Annotated in this window: 22 protein-coding genes; 7 read left to right on the top strand and 15 right to left on the bottom strand. The window is 67.0% G+C overall.

What is annotated here, in order from left to right; translation table 11 throughout:
• Positions 1 to 42: 42 nt before the first annotated feature.
• Both Q4F19_RS03395 and leuA read right to left on the bottom strand, forming a co-directional pair.
• On the bottom strand, positions 43 to 1,050 hold the full coding sequence (locus Q4F19_RS03395) for a hypothetical protein (RefSeq protein WP_303539792.1): 1,008 nt from the start codon (positions 1,048 to 1,050) through the stop codon (positions 43 to 45).
• 287 nt (positions 1,051 to 1,337) lie between these two features.
• A complete protein-coding gene (gene leuA, locus Q4F19_RS03390; protein WP_303539789.1) occupies positions 1,338 to 3,005 on the bottom strand; it encodes a 2-isopropylmalate synthase in 1,668 nt (555 codons plus the stop codon).
• 295 nt (positions 3,006 to 3,300) lie between these two features.
• On the opposite strand from leuA, the gene Q4F19_RS03385 reads away from it, so the two are divergent.
• On the top strand, positions 3,301 to 3,717 hold the full coding sequence (locus tag Q4F19_RS03385) for a BLUF domain-containing protein (protein ID WP_303539787.1): 417 nt from the start codon (positions 3,301 to 3,303) through the stop codon (positions 3,715 to 3,717).
• Here the strand turns inward: Q4F19_RS03385 and Q4F19_RS03380 are convergent.
• Positions 3,704 to 4,309 (bottom strand): YceI family protein, encoded by a 606-nt coding sequence (locus Q4F19_RS03380; RefSeq protein WP_303539786.1) that lies wholly within the window; start codon positions 4,307 to 4,309, stop codon positions 3,704 to 3,706. The two genes, Q4F19_RS03385 and Q4F19_RS03380, sit on opposite strands and share 14 nt — an antisense overlap.
• 153 nt (positions 4,310 to 4,462) lie before the next feature.
• Here Q4F19_RS03380 and Q4F19_RS03375 point away from each other — a divergent pair, with 153 nt between their 5' ends.
• Entirely contained in the window at positions 4,463 to 5,137 is a 675-nt protein-coding gene (locus Q4F19_RS03375) for a cyclic nucleotide-binding domain-containing protein (RefSeq protein WP_303539784.1), read from the top strand.
• Positions 5,138 to 5,143: 6 nt separating this feature from the next.
• Here the strand turns inward: Q4F19_RS03375 and Q4F19_RS03370 are convergent, their stop codons facing one another.
• The 3 genes from Q4F19_RS03370 to gltX form a co-directional block, all read right to left on the bottom strand.
• Positions 5,144 to 5,422, bottom strand: a complete 279-nt coding sequence (locus Q4F19_RS03370) for a DUF1467 family protein (RefSeq protein WP_303539782.1) — start codon at positions 5,420 to 5,422, stop codon at positions 5,144 to 5,146.
• Positions 5,423 to 5,542: 120 nt separating this feature from the next.
• Positions 5,543 to 6,826, bottom strand: a complete 1,284-nt coding sequence (gene gltA / locus Q4F19_RS03365) for a citrate synthase (RefSeq protein WP_303539781.1) — start codon at positions 6,824 to 6,826, stop codon at positions 5,543 to 5,545.
• Positions 6,827 to 6,840: 14 nt separating this feature from the next.
• The gene (gene gltX / locus Q4F19_RS03360) at positions 6,841 to 8,274 is read right to left on the bottom strand and encodes a glutamate--tRNA ligase (RefSeq protein ID WP_303539779.1); all 1,434 of its coding nucleotides are present in this window, start codon (positions 8,272 to 8,274) and stop codon (positions 6,841 to 6,843) included.
• Positions 8,275 to 8,327: 53 nt separating this feature from the next.
• Between gltX and Q4F19_RS03355 the strand changes: the two genes are divergently transcribed.
• Positions 8,328 to 10,514, top strand: a complete 2,187-nt coding sequence (locus Q4F19_RS03355) for a ComEC/Rec2 family competence protein (RefSeq protein ID WP_303539778.1) — start codon at positions 8,328 to 8,330, stop codon at positions 10,512 to 10,514.
• A gap of 93 nt (positions 10,515 to 10,607) precedes the next feature.
• Complete coding sequence (locus Q4F19_RS03350; RefSeq protein ID WP_303539776.1) at positions 10,608 to 12,188, top strand: PAS domain-containing sensor histidine kinase; 1,581 nt, start codon at positions 10,608 to 10,610, stop codon at positions 12,186 to 12,188.
• Between the two features lie 61 nt (positions 12,189 to 12,249).
• On the opposite strand, the gene Q4F19_RS03345 is transcribed toward Q4F19_RS03350, so the two are convergent.
• From Q4F19_RS03345 to Q4F19_RS03315, 7 genes are read right to left on the bottom strand one after another with little or no spacing between them, the layout of a single operon-like run.
• A complete protein-coding gene (locus Q4F19_RS03345) occupies positions 12,250 to 13,503 on the bottom strand; it encodes a M24 family metallopeptidase (protein WP_303539774.1) in 1,254 nt (417 codons plus the stop codon).
• A complete protein-coding gene (locus Q4F19_RS03340; protein ID WP_303539773.1) occupies positions 13,500 to 14,540 on the bottom strand; it encodes an SPOR domain-containing protein in 1,041 nt (346 codons plus the stop codon). The genes Q4F19_RS03345 and Q4F19_RS03340 overlap by 4 nt, the downstream gene beginning before the upstream one ends.
• Complete coding sequence (locus Q4F19_RS03335) at positions 14,537 to 15,754, bottom strand: dihydroorotase (RefSeq protein ID WP_303539772.1); 1,218 nt, start codon at positions 15,752 to 15,754, stop codon at positions 14,537 to 14,539. The genes Q4F19_RS03340 and Q4F19_RS03335 overlap by 4 nt, the downstream gene beginning before the upstream one ends.
• Entirely contained in the window at positions 15,751 to 16,740 is a 990-nt protein-coding gene (locus Q4F19_RS03330; RefSeq protein ID WP_303539771.1) for an aspartate carbamoyltransferase catalytic subunit, read from the bottom strand. Before Q4F19_RS03330 ends, Q4F19_RS03335 begins: the two co-directional genes overlap by 4 nt.
• 39 nt (positions 16,741 to 16,779) lie before the next feature.
• Entirely contained in the window at positions 16,780 to 17,463 is a 684-nt protein-coding gene (locus Q4F19_RS03325; RefSeq protein WP_303539769.1) for a hypothetical protein, read from the bottom strand.
• Positions 17,464 to 17,477: 14 nt separating this feature from the next.
• Complete coding sequence (gene ruvX, locus Q4F19_RS03320; protein ID WP_303539767.1) at positions 17,478 to 17,951, bottom strand: Holliday junction resolvase RuvX; 474 nt, start codon at positions 17,949 to 17,951, stop codon at positions 17,478 to 17,480.
• A complete protein-coding gene (locus Q4F19_RS03315; RefSeq protein WP_431312354.1) occupies positions 17,948 to 18,952 on the bottom strand; it encodes a DUF3089 domain-containing protein in 1,005 nt (334 codons plus the stop codon). The genes ruvX and Q4F19_RS03315 overlap by 4 nt, the downstream gene beginning before the upstream one ends.
• 323 nt (positions 18,953 to 19,275) lie before the next feature.
• On the opposite strand from Q4F19_RS03315, the gene gatC reads away from it, so the two are divergent.
• From gatC to Q4F19_RS03300, 3 genes are read left to right on the top strand one after another with little or no spacing between them, the layout of a single operon-like run.
• Positions 19,276 to 19,563: an Asp-tRNA(Asn)/Glu-tRNA(Gln) amidotransferase subunit GatC gene (gatC, locus tag Q4F19_RS03310; protein ID WP_303539766.1), complete on the top strand. Its 288-nt coding sequence runs from the start codon at positions 19,276 to 19,278 to the stop codon at positions 19,561 to 19,563.
• Complete coding sequence (gatA, locus tag Q4F19_RS03305) at positions 19,563 to 21,044, top strand: Asp-tRNA(Asn)/Glu-tRNA(Gln) amidotransferase subunit GatA (RefSeq protein ID WP_303539765.1); 1,482 nt, start codon at positions 19,563 to 19,565, stop codon at positions 21,042 to 21,044. Before gatC ends, gatA begins: the two co-directional genes overlap by 1 nt.
• Complete coding sequence (locus Q4F19_RS03300; RefSeq protein WP_303539763.1) at positions 21,007 to 22,080, top strand: glycosyltransferase family 2 protein; 1,074 nt, start codon at positions 21,007 to 21,009, stop codon at positions 22,078 to 22,080. Before gatA ends, Q4F19_RS03300 begins: the two co-directional genes overlap by 38 nt.
• Here the strand turns inward: Q4F19_RS03300 and Q4F19_RS03295 are convergent.
• Complete coding sequence (locus Q4F19_RS03295; RefSeq protein ID WP_303539762.1) at positions 22,045 to 23,409, bottom strand: oligosaccharide flippase family protein; 1,365 nt, start codon at positions 23,407 to 23,409, stop codon at positions 22,045 to 22,047. The genes Q4F19_RS03300 and Q4F19_RS03295 overlap by 36 nt on opposite strands.
• A complete protein-coding gene (locus Q4F19_RS03290; RefSeq protein WP_303539760.1) occupies positions 23,406 to 23,858 on the bottom strand; it encodes a hypothetical protein in 453 nt (150 codons plus the stop codon). Before Q4F19_RS03290 ends, Q4F19_RS03295 begins: the two co-directional genes overlap by 4 nt.
• Positions 23,859 to 23,860: the final 2 nt, after the last annotated feature.

Raw genomic sequence — 23,860 nt, 5'->3', positions numbered from 1 at the left:
CTTATGCGGCGCCGCCTTCGAACATTCGGTTGCGGGGAAAAGTTAACGCCGCGCTGACGGTGTTTCGTCGGCCCCGTTCCAATCGTCGGAATGATAATAATCGAGGTCGCCGCGCAGCTTGCGGACGTGCCGCCACTGGCCGAGCCCGGTCGCGCCAAACAGCAGCCCGCCGAGCAGGAATTGCGCGGCGATGATGTAATAAGGCCAGCGGATCGTCGCCGCCGATGCGTAGAGCACGTAATAATGCTCGATCGGCTGATAGCCGAGATAGCGGTACAGCCGCACGAGCGCGCCCGGTAGATCGGCATGGACGAGGATGCCGGTGCGGTGGCTGATCGTCGCGCCCGCGCTGAGATCGGGCCGCTCGACCGGCAGGAACTCGACGAAATAGCGCACCCGGCCATCGCTGCCCTTCGGCGGGACGATCGGCGCGAACAAGGCGGTGCGATTGAAGAACAGGATGCCGCGGTTGAACGAGGCGATGCGTCCGTAGCGGACAGCGCCCTCGATTCGCGCCGAGCCCTCCTGCGGCTCGGATCCGCCGACGACGCCGGGGGTGAAGCTGCGCGGCGGTTCGGTGCCCGTCGGCAGGGTCAAGGTCCACAGCAAGGCGATCAGCGCGGCGATGCCGAGCGATGCGCCGAAGCCGAGCAGGAAATGCATGTAATCCTGCGCCGAGAAGAGCGCGAGCTGCGCTTCCTGCTCCCACTCGTCATCGTCGAGATCGTCGTCGGAGAGCGTATGGGCCCTGCTCGCGGCGAGTTCGTCGCGCGAGAGCGTGCGACGGCGCAGGATCGCCAGCGCCGGCCAGGCCAGCGCCATCGTCAACAGGCAGAAATTGAAGGTCGGCAGATCCTGGCCGAGGCGGTCGAATTGCCACTCGGCCAGTATCGCGAAGATGCCGCGATAGGTTGCTGCTTCCCACGCGAAATAGAGTACGACGACGAGCACCCACAGCCACATGATGGCCAAGCGGGGCGAGACACGATGACGCTTCCAGAAAGGCTCGTCGCTTCGTGCCGCAGGCGAGATATGGGCGATGGACGTCACGCGCTCATCTCTATCCGGCCGAAGTCCATCGCGCGACAGGCATGATCATGTGGGTGAACACTCCCCATGCTGGTTTCCCCACTCTTGTGATGCCCGGCAGTCGTTGCCGCCGGTTCCAAGGGCTCGGCGCACGGCGCCGATCCCAATAGATCATCTTTTTCAGCTTCGTTGTAAGAAATAGTTACCTCACCCGATCCGCGCGAAGAAACTATCGCTTACAGATCCGTTAACACGCCAAGCCGAACTTCGTTGCGTGGCCGTGCCGACACCACGTAAAATCTTGCTGTTCAGGCCGTTGCCGATGCGGCTGCACTCAGCAAGGCGCGGACGGAGGCGGTCGCGACATCGGCGTCGATCCCCACGCCGAAGACCGAGCGATCGCCCGCGCGCACCTCGACATAGGCGGCGGCCTGCGCATCGCCGCCGATGCCGATCGCATGTTCGGAATAATCGACGATATCCAGATCCAGCGCGAATCCGTCGCGCAGCGCCGCCAGCACGCTGGAAAGCAGCCCGTTGCCGCGCCCGCTGATCGACGTTTCCTGGCCCGCATGGCGGACGCGGCCGACGAAGATGCGATCGCGTCCCGATTGCTGCTCCTCGTACGAGATCAGCTCATAGGGCTGCGCGCCGGCAAGCCGGTAATGCGTCTCGAACGCGCCCCAGATGTCGGTGGCGTCGAGCTCCCGGCTGGTCTCGTCGGCGAGACCCTGGACGACGCGGCTGAAATCGGCCTGCAGCCGCTTGGGCAGCTTCAGCCCCTTGTCCTGCTCGATCACCCAGGCGACGCCGCCCTTGCCGGACTGCGAATTGACGCGGATCACGGCCTCGTAGCTGCGCCCGAGATCTGCGGGGTCGATCGGCAGATAGGGCACGTCCCAGAAGGCGTCGTTGCGCTGTTCCTGCGCGGTGAAACCCTTGCGGATCGCATCCTGATGACTGCCTGAAAAAGCCGTGAACACCAGATCGCCAGCATAAGGCGTGCGCGGATGGACGGGGATGTTCGTGCAGTAATTGACCGTGCTGACGACCTCGTCGATGTCCGACAGATCCAGACCCGGATGGACGCCCTGCGTGTAGAGATTGAGCGCGACCGTCACGAGATCGCAATTGCCGGTGCGCTCGCCATTGCCGAGCAGGCAGCCCTCGACGCGGTCGGCGCCGGCCATCAGCCCGAGCTCCGCCGCGGCGACGCCTGTGCCGCGATCATTGTGCGTGTGGAGCGAGATGACGACGCTGTCGCGGTTCGGCACGTTGCGGCAGAACCACTCGATCTGATCGGCATAGATGTTGGGCGTCGCCGCCTCGACCGTGGCGGGCAGGTTGAGGATCAGCGGGCGCTCGGGCGTCGGGCGCAGCACGTCCATCACCGCCGCGCAGACCTCGAGGCTGAAATCGAGCTCGGCGGTCGAGAAGGTCTCCGGGCTATATTCGAAATGCCATTCGGTGTTCGGCTGCCTGGCGGCTTCGTCGCGCAGGATCTTGGCGCCGTCGATCGCGATGTCGCGGATCTGGTCGCGCGTCATGTCGAACACGATCCGGCGCCAGGCGGGCGACACCGCATTGTAGAGATGGACGATCGCGGCGCGCGCGCCCTGAAGGCTCTCGAAGCTTTTCGCGATCAAGTCCCGGCGCGATTGCGTGAGCACCTGGATCAGCACGTCGTCGGGGATCGATCCCTTGCGGATCAGCCCGGAGATGAAATCGAATTCGGTCGCGCCGGCGGCGGGAAAGCCGACCTCGATCTCCTTCAGGCCGACCTTGACGAGCAGTTCGAAGAAGCGGGTCTTCTTCTCCTCGTTCATCGGATCGATCAGCGCCTGATTGCCGTCGCGCATGTCAGTGGAGAGCCAGCGCGGCGCCTTGGTGATCGTGCGCGACGGCCATTGGCGGTCGGGCAGGTCGATCTGCGGGAAGGCGCGATACTTGGTCGAAGGGTCGCTCAGGAAGGCCATGATATACTCGACGTCTAAACGGGCATGATGGCGCGCGAACAGCAGATCCGGCGCAGCGATGATCCCCTTAGGCGGCCGAGGCGGCCGGACGGCCGCGAGCGATCGACGCGCCTAAGGGCGCGTAAGTCGAAGCTGCAGGAGGGCGCGGGGAGCCTTCATCGGGGCGAGCGCATAGTTAAAAGCCGCCGCGACGTCCAGCCTTTCCTCCACGTCCCGCCCTTCGAGCCGCTTCCGCGGGTTTACCGCAATTTAAAGGAAGTCCGGCATTTGTGCCGGACAATCAGGGAGATAGGCCGTGCTCCAGCTAACCTATATCAGTTCCGCGGTCGGACCCTGCGCTGAGAGCGACGTCGATGCGATCCTGAAGACGGCGCGCCGCAACAATGTCATCCTGGGCGTGACCGGGCTGCTCCTGTTCGACGGCCGCCGCTTTCTCCAGACGCTGGAGGGCGAAACCGCCTCGGTGAACGCCGCCTATCAGCGCATCCGGAACGATCCTCGCCACCGCGCGATCGTCCAGCTCTCCAGCAAGGAGACCAAGGCGCGCGCCTTCGGCGATTGGGCGATGGCGGCGCAGTGCATCTCGGCGGGCCCAGGCGTCGTCGCGCAGGTCGATGCGCTCACCGAAACCGTAGCCGACCCGAACCTGCGCGAAACCTTTCGCGGCTTCGCGCGGGTCCGGGCCGCGGCGTTGACGGCTAGTTCTGCTTGAAGCCGGCGTTGATCGTCAGCTTCACCTCATCCGATACGGTCGGCGCGTAGGTGATACCCCATTCGGAGCGCTTGATTACCGTGGTGGCGGCGAAGCCGATATAGGCCTTCTTGCTGCGCATGTCGGTGCCCGCGCCGAAGAAGCGCGCCTGCAGGACGACCGGCTTGGTCACGCCCTTCAGCGTCAGGTCGCCCGTGATCGTCGCGGTCTGGCCCTTGGCGACGACCTTCGTCGAGACGAACTTGCCCTCGGGGAATTTGGCGGCGTCGAAGAAATCGGCCGACTTGAGATGCGTATCGAGCGCGGCGACGGTCGTGCGGACCTGATCGATCGGGAAGGTGATCTCGACCTTCGAGGCGGCCGGCGATTTGGTGTCCAGCGTCAGCGTGCCGGTCGGATTGGTGAACTCGCCGGTATATTCGGTGAAGCCGAGATGGTTGACCGTGAACAGCAGCTGCGTGTGCGGCGTATCGACCGTGTAGCTGCCGGAGACGGCGCGCGCGGGATCGGGCGCGCCCGGCGGCGTGGTCGGCATCTGCGCGATGAGCGGAGCGGCGAGCGCAAGCGAGAGGGCGGTCAGCATCAGGCGCATCGACGGGATCTCCTTGGTCGTAACAGGCGGCGGTTTCGTCGCTTCACCCGTGCGCTGTCAAACGACAAAACGCAGCTTCGACTCGCTAGCGCGCTTGTGGCGCGCTATTCTGCGATCGAAGACGGGCGAGGGGCGGCGCGTATGACATTCACGATGGCAAACCTCCTGTTCGGCTCCGCGCTCGTGCTCGCGGCCGCATCGGTGCCGCGCGCGACGCTGATGCTGCGCGCCGCGCTCGTCGTCGTGGGCGGGGCGGGACTTGCTTATGTCATCCACCGGCGGCTGGGGCTGGGGTCGGCGGCCGCGTGCGGCGCGCTGATGACGATCAGCTTCATCCAGACGCTCTTCTCGGTCCGCTGGGGCACCAAGATCATCCTTTCGGCGGAAGAGGTGGCGATGATCGAGCGCTGCTTCCCGTCGATACCGCGGCTCGGCGCGCGCCAGCTGCTGGATCAGGGGCTGTGGATGTCGGGCAAGGCCGGCGAGACCCTGCTGCACGAGGGCACGCCCGCGACGCACCTCTTCTATCTGAGCGAGGGCGAGGTCTCGGTCCTGTCGGGCGGCCGCGAGGTGGCGACGAGCGGGCCCGGCCATTTCTTCGGCGAGATCACCGTGCTGAGCGGTGGACCCGCGACCGCGACCGTGACGCTGAAAAGCCCGGCGCGTTTCTGGTGCGCGACCGCGGATTCGCTCCACGCCTTCCTCGGCCTCTATCCCGAATATCGCTCGATCCTGGAAGGCGCGTTCGCGGGCGATCTGCGCGACAAGCTGCGCCTCGCCAACCAGCGGATGGTATCGATGGAAGAGGCCGCGGCGGCGTCCGGCTGATCGGGCTCAGTGTGGCTGGAGCAGGCTGCCCGAGACGAAATCGAACGTCTCGGCAGGCAGCCAGCCCATCACGTAATTGACGTAATATAGACCGAACAGGACGATCGCGACGATCGTCGTCCACAGGCATGTCCGCGCGAAGCTGAAGCTGGGCGGCGCGCTCGAGACGGTGCCGGGGACATAGGCCTCGGGCCCGCTCTTGCGCTGCAGCCGGAACGGCAGGACGAGGAAGAAGCTCAGCGACCAGAAGAGCGAATAGATCGCGATGATAGAGCTGAGGCGCATCGTTAAAACCCGCTCCGTTCGTCCTGAGCCTGTCGAAGGACCGTTCCTGCTCCACCCGCCGGCAGAGAAGGACGGTGCTTCGACAAGCTCAGCACGAACGGTTCAACGGCATCGCGTGGCTCAGCGGCTCTCGACGGAAACGTAATCGCGCTGGGTCGCGCCGGTGTAGAGCTGGCGCGGGCGGCCGATCTTCTGATCGGGATCGGTGATCATCTCGTTCCACTGCGCGATCCAGCCGGCGGTGCGCGCCAGCGCGAACAGCACGGTGAACATCGAGGTCGGGAAGCCGATCGCCGACAGGATCACGCCCGAATAGAAATCGACGTTCGGATAGAGCTTCTTGTCGATGAAATACTGGTCCTTGAGCGCGATCTGCTCCAGCTCGCGCGCCGTATCCAGCACGGGATCGGAGATGCCGAGCTTGTCGAGGACCTCGGTCGCGGCCTTGGACAGCACCTGCGCGCGCGGATCGAAATTCTTGTACACGCGGTGGCCGAAGCCCATCAGCCGGAACGGATCGTCCTTGTTCTTCGCGCGGGCGATATATTCCGGAATGCGATCGGGCGTGCCGATCTCGCGCAGCATGTTGAGCGCGGCCTCGTTGGCGCCGCCATGCGCGGGCCCCCACAGGCAGGCGATGCCCGCGGCGATGCACGCGAACGGATTGGCGCCCGACGAGCCCGCGAGGCGGACGGTCGAGGTCGAGGCGTTCTGCTCGTGATCGGCATGGAGGATGAAGATCTTGTCCATCGCCGATTCGATGATCGGATCGACCTGATACTCCTCGGCCGGCACGCCGAACGTCATCCGCAGGAAATTGCCCGCATAGGACAGGTTGTTGTCCGGATAGAGGAACGGCTGACCGATCGTATATTTATACGCCATCGCCGCCAGCGTCGGCATCTTGGCGATCAGCCGGTGGCTCGCGATGCGGCGCTGGTCGGGATCGGAGATGTCGGTCGAATCGTGGTAGAAAGCCGAGAGCGCGCCGACCACGCCGGTCATCACCGCCATCGGGTGCGCGTCGCGCCGGAAGCCGCGATAGAAGGTCGCGAGCTGCTCGTGGACCATCGTGTGGCGGTTGATCGTGTAGGTGAAGTTGTCGAGCTCGGCCTTGTTCGGCAGTTCGCCGTTCATCAGCAGGTACGAGACCTCCATGAACGAGGATTTCTCGGCCAGCTGATCGATCGGATAGCCGCGGTGGAGCAGGATCCCCGCATCGCCATCGATATAGGTGATCTTCGATTCGCAGCTCGCCGTGGAGGTGAATCCGGGATCGTAGGTGAAGGCGCCGGTGTCGGCATAGAATTTGCGGATGTCGACGACGTCCGGCCCGGTGCTGCCCGAGCGCACCGGATATTCGTGGCTCTTGCCGCCAAGGCCGATCGTGCTGGTGTCGCCCATCCTGATATTCTCCTTCAAGCGGCAGCCGGCGGAGCGATCTGGTCGCTCAGCCGGGCCAGGCTTTCCTCGCGTCCGATGAGCACGAGGACGTCAAAGATTCCCGGCGAGGTCGTCCGCCCGGTCAAGGCGGCGCGCAACGGCTGCGCGACCTTGCCGAGGCCGAGTCCCTCGTCTTCCGCAATCAGGCGGACGGCGGCTTCGAGCGCTTCGATGCTCCAGTCGTCAACCGCCGCGAGCGCGTCCCGGGCACGCACCAGCAGATGGTGCGCGGGGCCATCTAGCAGCTTGGCCGCGGCTTCGTCCACGTCCAGCGGGCGGGTGCGGAAAAGGAAAGCGGCGCTTTCCGCCAACTCGTTGAGATTTTTGGCTCTTGGCTTCAGGGAAGCCATGGCGCGGCGCAGCAGATCGCGCCCGTCCGTGCCGATTTCGAGACCGATACGGGGGGCGACGAGAGTCGTCAGCCGATCGTCGTCCGCCTCGCGCAGATATTGGCCGTTGACGCTCTCCAGTTTCTTGAGATCGAAGCGCGCCGGCGCCCGGCCGACGGCGCCCAGATCGAACAGCTCGATAGCGCGGGGGCGATCGATGATCTCCTCGTCGCCATGGCCCCAGCCGAGCCGCAGCAGATAATTGTTCACCGCTTCGGGCAGCAGGCCGAGTTCGTCGCGATAGGCGTCCACCCCGAGCGCGCCGTGGCGCTTGGAGAGCTTGGCGCCGTCGGCGCCGTGGATCAGCGGAATATGCGCATAAACCGGCTCGGCCCAGTTCATCGCGCGGATGATGCCGAGCTGGCGGAAGGCATTGTTGAGATGATCGTCGCCGCGGATGACGTGCGTCACGCCCATGTCGTGATCGTCGACGACGACCGCGAGCATGTAGGTCGGCGTACCGTCCGAGCGCAGCAGGATCATGTCGTCGAGAATGTCGTTGGCGACGGTGACCGTCCCCTGCACCTTGTCCTCGATCACGGTCTCGCCGCCGCGCGTCGCCTTGATGCGGACGACGAACGGCATATCGAGCGGGCCGTCGGTCCGGTCGCGCCACGGGCTCTCGATCTTGAACGGGCGCTTCTCGGCCTGCGCGGCGGCGCGCTGCGCGGCGATCTCGTCCTGCGTCATCCAGCAGCGATAGGCATGGCCGCTCGCGAGCATCGCCTGCGCGACCTCGGCGTGACGGGCCATCCGCGCGAACTGATAGACTTCGGGGCCGTCCCAATCGAGCTCCAGCCAGCGCATCCCGTCGAGGATCGCCTCGATCGCGGGCTCGGTGGAGCGGGCGCGATCGGTATCCTCAATGCGCAGCAGGAACTTGCCGCCGTGATGGCGCGCGAACAGCCAGTTGAAGAGCGCGGTGCGCGCGCCGCCGATATGGAGGAAACCGGTCGGCGAGGGGGCGAATCGGGTAACGACCGCCGGGCCTGACGCCTCGGTCGTGCTTGCGCTCGACATATGTCTCTTTCAAGTTCGACCCCATGGCGGGTCGAGGGGTGGCGCCCCCTAGCATGACGCTTGCGAGGCGACAAAGGGGCTGGGCGCTGTCCGGGCTTCCTCGCCCGTCCGCCTGGGCGCAGTCGGTCGAGCGGTGGCTGGAGGCGGAGCGCGACCAGATCGCGCTGTGGCTGCCCGTCGCTTTGGGCCTGGGCATCGGGCTCTATTTCGGGCTCGGCCAGCCGTGGATGTGGAGCGCGGCAATGGCTTCGCTCGGCGGCGCGGGCGCGGCGGCGACCGCGCTCGGGCGCGGCGGGCGGCTGGCGAGTGCGCTCGGCTGGGGCGCGATCGTCGCGATGCTCGGCCTGGGGCTCGCCTGGGGCCGCAGCGAGAGAGTGGCCGCGCCGGTGCTGTCGCGCGCGATCGTCACCGAGGTGCGAGGCGCGATCGTCGAGGTCGATCGCCTGCCTGCGCGAGAGCAAGTCCGGCTGCTGGTCGCGACCGCGCCGACGACAGGCCTGCCCCCGCAGATCCGCCTCTCGGTGGATGATGACAAGGCACAGGCAGGCTTGGAGCCCGGCGCGTCGATCTCCGTCCGCGCGCGACTCGTCCCCCCACCCGCGGCGGCCGTGCCGGGCGCCTATGATTTCGCGCGTGTCGCCTGGTTCAGGCGGATCGGCGCGACCGGCAAGGCGCTCGATCCGCCGACCGTGACGCGGGCGCCCGCTTATGGCGGCTTCTGGCGCTGGCTCGCGGCGAAGCGCACCGCGCTGACCCGCCATATCCAGGATCGGCTGACGGGCAGCACCGGCGGGGTCGCGGCGGCGTTCGTCACCGGCGATACGGGCGCGATCACGCAGGAGGATGCCGATGCGATGTGCCGCTCGGGCCTCGCGCATCTGCTCTCGATCAGCGGCTTGCACGTCGCCGCCGCGATCGGCGCGACGATGTTTCTTACGCTGAAGCTGCTGGCGTTGAGCGAGCGGCTCGCGCTGCACTGGCCCCTGCATCTGATCGCGGCGGGGGCGGGCGCGCTGGCGGGAATCGCCTACACCTTGCTGTCGGGCGCCGAGGTGCCGACCGTGCGCTCGTGCGTCGCGGCGATGATCGTGCTCGCCGGGCTGGCGCTGGGACGCGAGGCAATGACGCTAAGGCTGGTCGCGGTCGGCGCGCTGGTCGTGTTGCTGTTCCGGCCCGAGGCGCTTGTCGGTCCCAGCTTCCAGCTGAGCTTCGCCGCGGTCACCGCGATCGTCGCGCTGCACGATCATCCGCGCGTCCGCGCCTGGACGCTCAAGCGCGACGAAGGGCTGCTGCGCCGCTTCGGCCGCGCGCTCGTCTCGCTGCTGCTGACCGGCATCGTCGTCGAAGCCGTGCTCGCGCCGATCGGCCTCTACCATTTTCACAAGGCGGGGCTGTACGGCGCCTTCGCCAATATCGTCGCGATCCCGCTGACGACCTTCGTGATCATGCCCGCCGAGGCGCTGGCGCTGCTGCTCGATCTGGTCGGCGTCGGCGCGCCGATATGGTGGGTCGCGGGACAGGCTTTGGGCCTGTTGCTGTGGCTCGCGCGGACGGTGTCGGCGCTGCCGGGTTCGGTCGCGGCTTTGCCGTCGATGCCGCTCGGCGCTTTTCTGGCGATGGTCGCGGGCGGCCTCTGGCTGATGCTGTGGCGGGCCAAAGCGCGCCGGCTCGGGCTCGTGCCGCTGGCGATCGGCGCGCTGTGGGCAACGACGACGCCCGCGCCCGATCTGCTCGTGACCGACGATGGCCGCCACCTCGCGATCCGCGCCGACGACGGCCGCCTCTACCTTCTCCGCCCGCGCGCCGGAGATTATGTCCGCGACGTGCTGGGGACGGGTGCGGGCGTGCAGGAGGAAGCTCTGGATCTGGACGCGATGCCCGGCGCGCGCTGCAGCCGCGACGCCTGCACCGTTGCGATCCATCGCGGCGGGCGGACGTGGCGCCTGCTCGCCTTGCGCAGCCGGTATCGGATCGACTGGCAGACGCTGACGAACAGCTGCGCTTGGTCCGATATCGCCGTTGCGGATCGACGTCTGCCGCGTGCTTGTGTACCCAAATGGCTGAAATTGGATGCTCCGGCACTGCGTGCTTCGGGCGGGATCGCGATTTCGCTGGTTCGTAGCGCGACTTTCAATAGCCGGGGCGGAGACGGTCACCCTTGGGTGACAAGTCCTTTTTCGAAAAGCACAACATATACTCCACCACACGACGACACGACATCGCTGTCATCGTCGAAATAGGAAAGATGCATTTTGGAGATAATTGTTTGTTAACACGATCTTGTGCTGACAGAGGTTTTTTTCTGTGCGACGTTCTTGGGCGGGGGGAGCTCGATGGCGGTTGAATATTCCAATCTGTGGGAAATCATCGGCCAGTCCGATCAATCGCCCATCTGCGCGTTCGATCACGAATTCCGGATGATCGCGTTCAATCGCGCGCACAGCGACGAGTTTTTCCGCATCTACCAGTATCGCGTGCAAGTCGGCGATGTCTTTCCGGACCTGTTTCTCCCAGAACAGCGTGCGGTCATCAAAGGCTTCATGGCACGCGCGCTGGCCGGCGAAGTGTTCAACGTCACCGAAGAGTTTGGCGATCCCGATCTGTTCAAGCCCTATTGGGACATTTCCTACGCGCCGCTGCGCGATCCCGACGGGACGATCATCGGCGCGTTCCATCACGCCAAGGATATCAGCGATCGGCTGCGCGCCGAGGCGGCGCTGCGCACCGCCGAAGATGCGCTGCGCCAGTCGCAGAAGATGGAGGCCGTGGGCCAGCTTACTGGTGGGGTCGCGCATGACTTCAACAATCTGCTGACGATCGTCAAATCGGCGATCGAGATGCTCAAGCTGCCGGACCAGGAAGAGGAACGGCGCGATCGCTATGTCGGCGCGATCGACGAGGCGGTGACTCGCGCGTCGAAGCTCACCCAGCAATTGCTCGCCTTCGCGCGCCGCCAGACGCTGAAGCCCGAGACGTTCGACGCGAACGCGAACCTCCGCGCGATCGAGGAAATGACGCAGACCCTGGTCGGCGCGCGGGTCACGATCGTCCGCGACATTCCCGCCGATCCGCTGGGGGTGAGCGCCGACACCAACCAGTTCGATACCGCGCTCGTAAATCTGGCCGTCAACGCGCGCGATGCGATGGCGGGCGAGGGGCTGTTGACGATCAGCCTGCGCGGGACGGACGGGATTCCGGCGGTGCGCGAGCGGGCGGCGGTCCCCGGATCGTTCGTCGCGATCACGGTGGCCGATACGGGAAATGGCATCCCGCCGGCGGATCGCGAACGGATCTTCGAGCCCTTCTACACGACCAAGCCGGTCGGCTCGGGCACGGGGCTCGGCCTCAGCCAGGTGTTCGGCTTCGCGCGCCAGTCGGGTGGCGAGATCCAGGTGGAGAGCGCGGTCGGGGCGGGCAGTCGTTTCACGCTTTATCTGCCGCGCGTCGCCGTGGCGGAGCATGCCGATCCCGGGCCGCTCGTCGAAGACGGGGACTTGGACGTGGACTTGGATCTGGACGGGATCGGGGCTCTGCTGTGCGTGCTCGTCGTCGAAGACAATGCCGAGGTCGCGGCCAGCACGGTCGATGCGCTCGACCAGCTCGGCTTCACGACGGTGCTTGCCCCGAATGGGATCGAAGGGCTGCGCGAGATTGCGAAGGACCCCGAGCGTTTCGACGTGGTCTTCTCCGACGTGATGATGCCGGGCATGACCGGGATCGAGATGGGGCGCGAGATCCGGCGGCTCTACGGCGGGCTGCCGGTGGTGCTGGCGAGCGGCTACAGCCACGTCCTGGCTGCAAGCGGGACCGACGGGTTCGAGCTGATCTACAAGCCCTATTCGATCGATCAGGTCTCGCGGATCCTGCGCCGCGCGGCGGCAGGGCGCGATCGGAGGAAGAGCTGCGCGGCCTGAGCGGGGCTTCGCGGCGGCGGACCGCGCGCACGCTCGGGGCCTTGCTGTAGCGCCGGTCAGCTCAACCGAATGGGCGATCCAGCGACGGCGGGGGCTCGGAGAACCAGCGCGGCCCTGACTCGGTCAGGTGGATGCAGTCTTCCAGCCGGACGCCGAACCTGCCCGGGAGATAGAGGCCCGGCTCGTTCGAAAAGCACATGCCGGGCGCGAGGCGGGTCGTCTCGCCATGGACGAAATTGACCGGCTCGTGCCCGTCCAGCCCGATGCCGTGCCCGGTGCGGTGCGAGAGGCCCGGCAGCGTATAGCCCGGGCCGAAGCCCTGCTTCGTATAGAAGGCACGCACAGCATCGTCGATCGAGCCGGCCGGCGCGCCGAGCTTGGCGGCGGCGAAGGCGATGCGCTGGCCCTCGGCCACCGTCTCCCACACGCGGCGCACGTCGGCGGGCGCGCGGCCGGGGACGAAGGTGCGCGAGATATCCGACTGATAGCCCTCGACCGTGCAGCCGCAGTCCATCAGCACCACCTCGCCGTCGCGCACCGCCTGCGGCTTGCCCGAACCATGCGGGTAGGCGGCAGCCTCGCCCAGCAGGATCAGGTTGAATTCGGTGATGCCGCCGAGCTTCGTCGTCGCGGCGTCCATCAGCGCGCCGATCTCGGCGCGGCCCATGCCGGTGCGGATGCGCGGATAGGTCCAGCGGTAGGCGGCGATCGTGATGTCGCTCGCCTTTTGCATCAGCGCGATCTCGGCGGGCGACTTGATCATCCGGCAGCCGCGCACGATCGGGTCGCCCGAGACGAGTCTTGCCTGCGGGAGGCGCTGCGCGAGCCCGTCGCTCGCGAAGAAGCGAACGCGCTCCTCGATCCCGATCGTCGCGGTGGCGAGGCGGCGCTCGCGCAGCGCGCCGGCGATCAGCGCGATCGGATCCTCGTCCTCGTTCCAGGTGCGCACGTCGGCCTTTATGGCGAGCGTCTGGCGGACCGAGGGCTCCTCGAAGAAGGGCGTGACGACGATCGGATCGCCGGTCGCGGTCAGCACCGCGGCGGTGAGCCGCTCGCTCAGATGCCATTCGATGCCGGTGAAATAGACGAGGCTCGCCCCGGGCTCGATCACGAGCGCTGCGATGCCGGTCTCGCGCATCAGCCGGCGCGCACGCTCGAGCCGGGCGGCGCGTTCGTTCGCATCGATCGGCTTCACGTCGCCGGTCATGCGCTCGAGATCGCTCGTATCGATCTCGGCGGCGAACAGCGCGGCGGGCAGCAGCGCGGTTGCGCCGAGCGCCAATGTGCCGCCGAGCAGGTCGCGCCGGGCGATCATGGCAGCGGATTGAGCGCGATGCAGTTACCGCCCTTGGCGGTCACCGCCTTGCACAGATCTTGCGCTTCGGAGCGGCTCGCGAGGCCTGTCGCCTGCAGCCGCCACATGCCGTTGGCCTGGACGCTCGTGTGGCTCAGGCGCGAAAGCTCGGGCAGCTTGCGCAGCAGCGTCCGCCACTGCTCCTCGGCCTTGTCCGCGCTGATCAGCGAGCCGAGCTGGACGCGCCACTTGCCCATAGCCGGCGTCGGCGTGGCAGCGGGGCGGGGCATGGACGCTGCAGGCCTCGGCGGCGGTGCGACGAGCGGTTCGACCGGAGGCGGCGTCACGATCGGCTCTGCCGGAGCGGAGGGTGGCACGGCGGTGGTCTGGATCGGTGCCGGCGCCGGACGGGGCACGAAAACAGGAGCGGGCCGGGGCAGTGGAGCCGGCGTCGCGGGAGTGGGCGTCGCGGCGGCAGGCGCGGCCAGCGGCGCGAGCGTCGCCGGAGCCGACCCAGTCGATTGCGCAACCGCGGGTTGCGCCGGAGGCAGCGGGGTGCGGCCGGGCTGGATCGTGTTCGAGGCCATCCGGTCCCGATCGGTAAGATAGGGCTCCATCAGCTGGAGGCTGCGGATCGCCTGCGGCAGATTCATGTTCGCGGCGGTGCGCATCTCCGCATAAGCCCGCGGCAGATCCTTCGGCACGCCGTCGCCGTTGAAGCGCGCGGTGCCGAGCAGATAGAGCGCTCGGGCATCCTGCCGCGTCTCGGCGGCTTCCAGCAGCGGGATCGATTCGCGCCGCTCGCCCTTGGTGAACAGCAACAGGCCGAGCGCGTCGCCCGCGCGCGTGTCGCCTTGCGCGGCGGCCTTGCGGAACCAGGTGATCGCCTGCTCGCGATCGGGCGTGACACCCTGGCCGGTGCGATAGGCCTCACCCAGCACGAACTGCGACTCGCGATCGCCGGCGGCAGCCTTGGTCTGGACCTCGCCGATCGTCTGCGCGGCGGCCGGCACCGCCAGCGCGAGAAGCAATGGGGCAGAGAAAGCGGCAAACCTCATCCGAGTATCGTCCCACCCTTGATCGTCGTCATCACCTTCCCCTCGACCGGCAAACCGTCGAACGGCGTATTGCCCGCGCTGGCGACGAGCTTCTCCGAATCGATCCGCCACGGCGCGTGCGGATCGACGATGAGCAGGTCCGCCTCCGCGCCCGGCTCGATCGCGCCTGCGGGCAGCCCGAAGCGCTGCGCGGGGCTCGTCGCGAGCAACTGGAACAGCCGCTCGATCGTGATCGCGCCGTTGCGCACCAGCGCCAGCGAGAGCGCGAGCAGGGTTTCGGCGCCGGCCATGCCGGGCTCGGCGTCGGAGAAGGGCAGCCGCTTGGCCTCGGGCCCGCGCGGATCATGTCCCGAGCAGATCAGGTCGATCGTTCCGTCGGCGAGCGCGGCGATGCAGGCGAGACGGTCGGCTTCTTCGCGCAGCGGTGGCGAGAGCCGCGCGAAGGTGCGGAAATCGCCCATCGCCACGTCCGACAACAGGAAGTGCGCGGGCGTGATGCCGCAGGTGACGGGCAGGCCCTTCGCCTTGGCCGCGCGGATCAGATCGAGCGCGCGCGCGGTCGTTACCTGACGGAAGTGGAGCGGCGCGCCGCTGATCTCGGCGAGCAGCAGATCGCGCTGGACGGCGAGCGCTTCGGCCTCGGCGGGCGCTGCCGGCAATCCCATCCGCGTCGCGGATTCGGCCTCGGTCGCGACCGCACCGCGCGCCAGCCCGCCATCCTCGGCATGCGATACGGTGACGAGCCCGAGCGCGCCGGCATAGCTGAGCAGCCGGTGCATGACCGCCGAATCGGCGATCCAGTCGCGCCCGGTGGCGATGCCGGTCGCACCGCCGCGCGCCATCAGGCCGACCTCGGCGAGATCGGTGCCGTGCAGGCCGCGCGTGGCCGCGGCGAGCGGGTGAATCCAGACCTGCGGCTTGCCCGCCGCGGCGGCGCGCTGGATCAGGGCGACCGTGTCGAGCGGGGGGCTCTGGTCGGGCATCAACAGGGCGCGGGTGATGCCGCCCGCGACGAAGGCGGGCATGTCGATCGCAAATACGCCGACATCGACGATGCCCGGCGCGACATATTTGCCGCGCGCGTCGATCCGCTCGGCATCGGCGGGCACGTCGAAGGCGCCGACCGCTTCGATCCGCCCGTCGCGGCACAGCACGCCGCCCTCGATCACCCCGCTTGGCGTGATGATCCGGCCATTGAGGATCGCGAGCGTCATGCCCAGCCCTCGACGCCGCGCTGGCGGCGGGTCAGCACGTCGAGGCAAGCCATGCGCAACGCGACGCCCATCTCGACCTGTTCGGGGATCGCCGATCGGTTGAGATCGTCGGCGACGGCGCTGGCGATCTCGACCCCGCGGTTCATCGGCCCGGGATGCATGACGAGCGCATCGGGCGCGGCGCGCGCGAGGCGTTCGGTCGTGAGGCCGTAAAGCGCATGATATTCACGCGGCGAAGGGACGAACGCGCCGTCCATCCGCTCGCTCTGCAGGCGCAGCATCATCACGACGTCGGCGCCTTCGAGGCCCGCATCGAAATCGGTGAAGCGGGTGACTCCCATCCGCTCGACATGCGGCGGCAGCAGCGTCGGCGGGCCGACGACGCGGACGTCGGCTCCGAGCGTGCCGAGCGCGAGGATGTTCGAGCGCGCGACGCGGCTGTGGAGCACGTCGCCGCAGATCGCGACCGTCAGCCCGGCGATGCGGCCCTTGCGGCGGCGGATCGTCAGCGCGTCGAGCAAAGCCTGGGTCGGATGCTCGTGGCGGCCGTCGCCGGCATTAAGCACGGGGCAATCGACCTTGTCGGCGATCAGGCGCACCGCGCCGCTCGCATCGTGACGGATGACGATCACGTCGGGGCGCATCGCGTTGAGCGTGATCGCGGTATCGATCAGCGTCTCGCCCTTCTTCACGCTGGACTGGGCGACGGCCATGTTGACCACGTCCATCCCGAGGCGTTTCCCCGCAATCTCGAAACTCAGCAAAGTGCGCGTGCTGTTCTCGAAAAAGGCGTTGATCTGCGTCAGGCCGTGGAGGCGATCGTCGCGCTTCTCGGTCGATCGGTTGAGCGCGATCCATTGCTCGGCCTCGTCGAGCAGGAACAATATCTCGTGCGGGGCGAGACCGGCGATGCCGAGCAGGTGGCGATGCGGAAACGGGTGCACGCCAAGCCTCTCGTCGGTGGAGCGGGGCGGGGCGGAGGACATCAGGCGCAGTCCCTATCGAGCGGGGACGCCAAGCTCAAGTCAGCGCGCGACGAGGTGGACGCGGGCTTCGTCCGTCAGGCTCTTGTCGCCGATCGGCATCCCGTATTGCAGACCGTCCTTCACTTCCAGCGGCCGGACGGCGCCTGCCGCGGAGACCACTTCGGCCGAAGCCAGCGGACGCGTAGCGGTGGTGATGAACATGATGCTGGCGCTCTCGCAGCCGCCCAGCGTGGAGAAAGCGGCACGCTGGAAGATGGACGCACGGTCGCGCTTGAGCGCCCAGGCGACGCGACAATGAAGCCGCATGTCACCGAGCCGGCGATCGAATTCGGTGGAATTGGACGAGAAGACCCACATCCGCACGCCGACCTCGGCGGGCGTGCGATTGGCGGAGAGCAGCCAGTCGTCCGAGTCGAGCAGCGGCAGCGTGAACCGCCTGTCGCCATCCAAGGGAACGGCGACGATCTCGTCCCCCTTGCGCAGCGTGAGCACGAGGCCGTCGGGCGAGCGATCCGTCTTGAGGTTGATCTGGAAGACAAGGCGACTGCCCGGCGCGTAGCGCGGCTGCCCCGCGACGAAGGCGGCCTGCGCCGCGCGGAGACGCTTGCCCTCCAGCGACCAGCGTCCCTTTACGCCGGTTACGACGATCTCGTCCGACGGCGCGGTGGTTTCGGCGGTCATCTGTGCGCCCGCCGCGACGGGAAGCGCTGCCACCATGACCATGCACGCGGTTCTTCTCACCCCGTCAGTCCCCCGCTCGCCATCGAATCGATCGCGCCCTGGAGAATGTAGGCGGCGGCGAGCTTGTCGACGAGTTCGCGGCGGCGCGCGCGGCTCGTGTCTGCCTCCAGCAAGGTGCGCGTCACGGCCGCGGTGGACCAGCGCTCGTCCCACAGCAGGATCGGCAGGCCGAGCGGCTCGATATTGCGCGCGAAGGCGCGGACCGATTGGGTGCGGGGACTGTCCGTGCCGTCGAGGCTCAGCGGCAGACCGACGACGATCCCGGTCGCGGTCTGCTTCTTGAGCAGCAGCGCGAGCAGCGCGCGATCGACCGCGAACTTGGCGCGCTGGATCGTCTCGGCCGGACTCGCGATATGCCAGCCGGCATCACAGAGCGCGACGCCGATCGTCTTCGTGCCGACGTCGAGCCCCGCCAGCCGTCCGCCTTCGGGAAGCGCGTCGCGGAATTCGGCAGCCACGCTCGTGATCATCGCGCGAAGGCCAAAGTGCGGCGTTCGGCATCGGCGCGGATGTTCGCCCAGAAGAGCGCATAATCGAAGACGTGGTAATTGTTGCCGGGCAGCACATAACGTCCGAAGCCGTCCGGTGCCTCGCCGATCGAGAGCAGTCCTTCGGGCGTGCAGGCGGCGGGAACGCGCCCCTTCTCCAGATCCGCGCGCGCATAATCGGTGCGGGGAACGAGCGTGCCGCGATTGGCCGAAGCGGGCGCCGATCCGCCGACCGAGCCAGTCAGCGGATTGGTGCAGAGCATCTTGGTGCCTTTGCGGGGGAGACCGGCATAGCCGCCGGTCGCATCGAAATAGGCGGTGATCAGGCGCGGCTCGGCGGGTTCGGCGAAGCTCTGCCACGCAAGCAGGCAGCCATGGCTCTTCGGCTCCCGGCAGGCGGGCAGGCTCAGCGCGGGCAGATCCGCCGTCAGCGAGATCGGCCAGCCGATCGCATAAGCCGCCACGATCCGCGAGCGCAGTTCGGTGCCGCGGACCTTCTCGCGCAACAGGCGGAGCAGATGGAGCGAGCCCTGGCTGTGTCCAGCGAGGATGATCGGCATGTCGGCGGGCTGGGCGGCGATGAATGCGTCGAAGGCGCGCGCGACATCGGCATAAGCAAGGTCGAGCGCTTTGGCCGAACGCGGATCGTCGGCAGCGAGGAACGCGCCGAGCGTCGCCTGCCGGTAGAGCGGCGCCCAGACCGAGCCGGATCCGTTGAAGGCGCTCGCCTGGCTTTTCGCGAACAGGACCGCGCGCGCCTTCGCATCGGCGTCGGCGATCGGCCCGTTCCAGTGCGCTTTGCTGAGATAGGTGGTGGGGGGCACGTAGAAGATGGCGGCGGCGTGCGCAGCGGGCGTCTCGAAGCCGGCGGGCACGTAGCGGGTCGGGTCCACGGCCAGATCGGGGCGGGCCAGCCAGGCGGTGACCTTCGCATAATCGGGGGCGGGGCCGGCATCGCGCTCCACGAAATCGGTCGAAGGCACGAACGTCCAGCGGATGAACCGGTCCTGGAACAGGCTCCAGCTGATCCCGAAGGCGAGGATCAGGAGAATGATCGCGGCGATCGCGTAGAGGAATTTGCGGGCGAGCAGGATCGTGTCCTCGGATTTTCTCCGTTCGGTTCGAGCAGCTTCGAGCGAAGTCGAGAAGCGTCCGTCGAGAACTCTTCTCGACTGCGATCTCGACAGGCTCGATCTCCGCTCGAAGCAAACGGAAAGGGAGAGGTAGCAGGGCGCTCTATCGTTCCGCCATGTTCCCGTCCACGCATCGCCTTGTCGGGGGCGGGGACGGATGCTAGCCGCGCCCCATGTCCGTAGATGCCGCCACCGTCCGCAAGATCGCGAGCCTCGCCCGCATCGCCACCACCGATCAGGAGGTCGAGGCGATGGTCCCCGAGCTCAACAACATCCTCGGCTGGATCGAGCAATTGAGCGAGGTCGATACCGCGGGGATAGAGCCGCTCGCCGCGGTGATCCCGAACACGCTGCGCCTGCGCGCCGACCAGGTGACCGACGGCGGCATCCGCGACAAGGTGCTGGCGAACGCACCCCAGGCCGAACATGGCTTCTTCGCCGTGCCCAAGGTGATCGAATAATGACCGCGCTGACCGATCTGACCGTCGCCGGTATCCGCGACGGCGTGCGCGACGGCGCCTTCTCGGCGCGCGAAGTGGCCGAGGCGTTCAACGCGGCGGTGGCCGGCGCCAAGGCGCTCAACGCCTTCATCGTCGAGACGCCCGAACATGCGCTCGCCGCCGCCGATGCGGCCGACAAGGCGAAGGCCGAGGACAATCTCAAGCCGCTGTCCGGCGTGCCGATCGGCATGAAGGATCTGTTCGCGACCGCCGGATATCAGACGACCGCCGCCAGCCATATGCTGGAAGGCTTCGTGCCGCCCTACCACGCGACCGTGGCGGCGAAGCTGTTCGACGCCGGCGCGGGGATGCTCGGCAAGCTCAATCTCGATCAGTTCGCGATGGGCTCGTCGAACGAGACCAGCTATTTCGGCAACGTGATCTCGCCCTGGCGGCGCAACGACGGCGGCAATGCGCCGCTGGCCCCGGGCGGCTCGTCGGGCGGCTCCTCCGCTGCCATTGCCGCGCGGATCGTGCCGGCGGCGACGGGCACCGATACGGGCGGTTCGATCCGCCAGCCCGCCGCCTTCACCGGCATTTCGGGGATCAAGCCGACCTATGGGCGCTGCTCGCGCTACGGCATCGTCGCCTTCGCCTCGAGCCTCGATCAGGCCGGGCCGATGGCGCGCGACGTGCGCGATTGCGCGATCCTGCTGGAGGCGATGAGCGGCTTCGACGCGAAGGACGCGACCTCGCTGGATCTGCCCGTGCCCGACTGGGAAGCGCTGTTGTCGGGCGATCTCACCGGCAAGCGCGTCGGCATCCCCAGGGAATATCGCGTCGAGGGCATGCCCGCCGAGATCGAGGCGCTCTGGGAAAAGGGCATCGCGCTCGTCAAGGATGCGGGCGCGACCGTCGTCGACGTCTCGCTGCCGCACACGCGCTATGCGCTGGCGACCTATTATATCATCGCCCCCGCCGAAGCCTCGTCCAACCTCGCCCGCTATGATGGCGTCCGCTACGGGCTGCGCGATCTGCCCGACGGCGCGAATCTGCAGGACATGTATGCGGCGACGCGGGCCGACGGCTTCGGCCCGGAAGTGAAGCGCCGCATCCTGATCGGCACCTATGTGCTCTCGGCCGGTTATTACGATGCCTATTACACGAAGGCGCAGCGCGTCCGCGCGCTGATCGCGCGTGATTTCGAGCGCGCGTTCGAGACGTGCGACCTGTTGCTGACGCCGACCGCGCCCTCGGCCGCCTTCGCGCTCGGCGAGAAGAATGCCGATCCGCTGGCCATGTATCTCAACGACGTCTTCACCGTGCCGGCGAGCCTGGCCGGCCTGCCGGCGATGTCGGTGCCGGCGGGGCTGGACGCCAAGGGCCTGCCGCTCGGACTGCAGATCATCGGCAAGCCGCTGGACGAGCAAGGCGTGCTCGACGCGGGCCTCGCGATCGAGCAGCGTGCGGGCTTTTCGGCACGACCGGAGGCGTGGTGGTGACGGCGCCGACCGCCGACGCCGGGCGATAGCTGGAGCGAATATGGCATCCATCTCTGTCATCCTGCCCAACTATAACCATGCCGCTTTCCTGCCGCGACGGATCGAAACGATCCTCGCGCAGACGCACACCGATTTCGAGCTGCTGATCCTTGACGATTGCTCGCCGGACAATAGCCGCGACGTGATCGCGCGCTATCTGAGCGATCCACGCGTGCGCGTGTCGTTCAACGAGACGAATAGCGGCAACACCTTCCTTCAGTGGCGCAAAGGACTGGCGGAGACGACCGGCGACTATGTCTGGGTCGCCGAATCCGACGATGCGGCGGATCCGACGTTCCTGGAAAAGTTGGCTCGTCAGCTCGATCTGAATCCTACTGCCGGCCTGGCGGTCGCGCAATCGTATATCATCGATGCGCAGGATCAGGTGTGCCACGAATATTTCGACAGCTGGCGGCGTGACGACCTGTCGACCTACGATCTGGAGGCTTTTCGCAAGGACTTCGTGATGGATGGCCGCGAATATCTGCGCCGCTACATGTCGCCTTGGAACACCCTGCCGAATGCCAGCGCGATCCTCTTCCGGCGGGCGGCGTTCGACACGATCGGCGGTCCCCAGACCGAGCTCGCTCAGTGCGGCGACTGGATGACCTACGCACACATGCTGCGCTATCATGATATTGCATGCCTTGCCGAGCCGCTCAATTATTTCCGCCAGCACGCGTTCACCGTTCGCAACCGCCTGAAGGGAGAGCCTTTCGTCCGCGAGACGCTGCAGGTGGAACGCTATATCGCGAGCGTGGTCGGCGCGCCGCCGCGGGCGGCCCGGCGCAAAGCAATCGACTTCAAGGCCCAGATCTTGATGTGGGGGTATCGCAGCGACAATGGCAGCAAACTGGCGTTCGCACGCATGGGCCAGACCCTCGCGCTGGCAGCGCGAATGAACCGGGCGCTATGGCTGCGCACCCTCATGATTCTCATGCGGGAGACGGCGGCACGGCTGTTAAAGCGAAGGCATCAGCGCCAGGATCGTGCGTGACGCCGCAAAGGCGATCGCGGCGCCGGCCAGAGCACAGGCAACGAACACCAGTTCCTTGCGCAGGTTGAGAATGCCGAGCCGCTGCAGCGCCGTCCAGTTGTAGGCGAGGGCAGGAAGCTCCATCAGCCCCACCGCACCAACGAGCCCGATCGGGCCATACAAGCGGAAGCCCGCCGTACCGGCCACGGCCAGCCATGCGATCCGAACGATGTTCGCGTGCATCGTACCTTTGACACGACCGATGGCGGTTTGCACCTCGGCCGCGGCGAAATTGGGGAAGCGCAGAGCGCTTCCGATCGCCAGCAGGGACAGGAAGGGTCCGGCCCCGGCGTAGCGGTCATCATAGAGTATCGCGATCCCCAAAGGCGCGCCGCCCGCCAGTCCGCCACAGACGAGCGCGTAGAGCAGCGACGGCATCCGCCCGACCGAATAATAGACTTCACTGAGCCGCCCTGGATCGGTGCGCCAGGTGCTCGCGTACAGGGGAAAGCTGACCCTGCTGATATAGGAATCCGCGAACGATGCGGGCGCCGACGAAAGATTGAGCGCGATCGCGTACAGCCCGAACTCCTGCAGCGTCAGCAGGCGCCCCAATACCAGCTTGTCGCTCTGGAACAGGAGCAGGGACAGCGCGCTGCTCACCAGGACGATGCGGGAAAAGGCGAAGAAATCCCGCGACACGTCCCGATCGCGGGCAAGGCGATGGCCAGCGTCGGGGAAGATGAAATAGCTCGCCACGGACCGAACCGCCGATTGCAGCACCATCGAGATAATGATCGCCCAGACGCTTCGCAGCCAGACGGCGAGGAGAAGACATGAGAGCGTCTGGAAGATTTGGAACAGCAGATCCAGCACGGAGAGCAATCGGGCCGAATCGGAGCGAAGCGCCGTCATCTGCGACAGTGACGCGACCCCGTTCAGAAAGAAGGTGGAGCCCACCACCGCGATCGGCCAGGCAAGCTCCGGCTTCTGCATGAAATCCGCGATCAGCGGCGAGGCTGCGGCCGCCAGCAAAGCGAGCGCGAGGCCGCGCCACGCGTGGATCGTCCAGATCACGTCGCGAAAATGTCGCTCGTCGCCCCTTTCGTGGCGGACCACGTAGGACTGGAAGCCGAGATCGGTGAGCATGCCGAGCGTGAAGAAGATCGAGCCGATGATGCCGACCAAGCCGAAGGCCTCCGGAGACAGCAGCCGGGTGAGGATGACCGAACTGCCCATCCGGACGACCATCGATCCGATCGTCGAGAGGGCCAGAACGCCCGATCGCGTTCGACCAAGCGCGACCAGCCGGCCGGGCGCGGCATGGCGGAGAACGGAGGCGAGGGTCATCGGCAGATCGTCGTCATCGGTGCGATCGCTATGCCGTGCCTGTCGCTTTCCGTCGCCCCCAATGTCGGCGGGCGCATGGCCCGCATGCGGTATGGAGCGGACAGATCGGCGAGAATGGCCGAAGCGATGCAAGTTCTTTGCCTTCGTAGCGACATCGCCTTGAACTCCCAGCCTTCAGGTTGCCTGCCACATATTGCGATCATGATGACCGCCGACGAGCAGCCGCCATGGAGCAAATTTCTTGCCAACCTATAACGTTTGTCGGATGTGCCCGGCATGATTGGGAGGAAGAAAGCTATGGCGTTTTCCGCAGGCGCACTGGCTTTGGCCGCAGCCGGATTCCTCGCCGTCGGCGGCGTGCCCAAGTCCGGCGGAACTATGCCGGGCGAGAAGTCCGCAGGATCATCGCTGCCGAAGCCAAGGCCGCCGCTCCTCCAGCCTACTGTCATCG

Source organism: Sphingomonas natans, assembly GCF_030546695.1.
GTDB classification, from domain to species: domain Bacteria; phylum Pseudomonadota; class Alphaproteobacteria; order Sphingomonadales; family Sphingomonadaceae; genus Sphingomonas_I; species Sphingomonas_I natans.
This window is presented reverse-complemented; position numbering and strand designations above follow the sequence as displayed.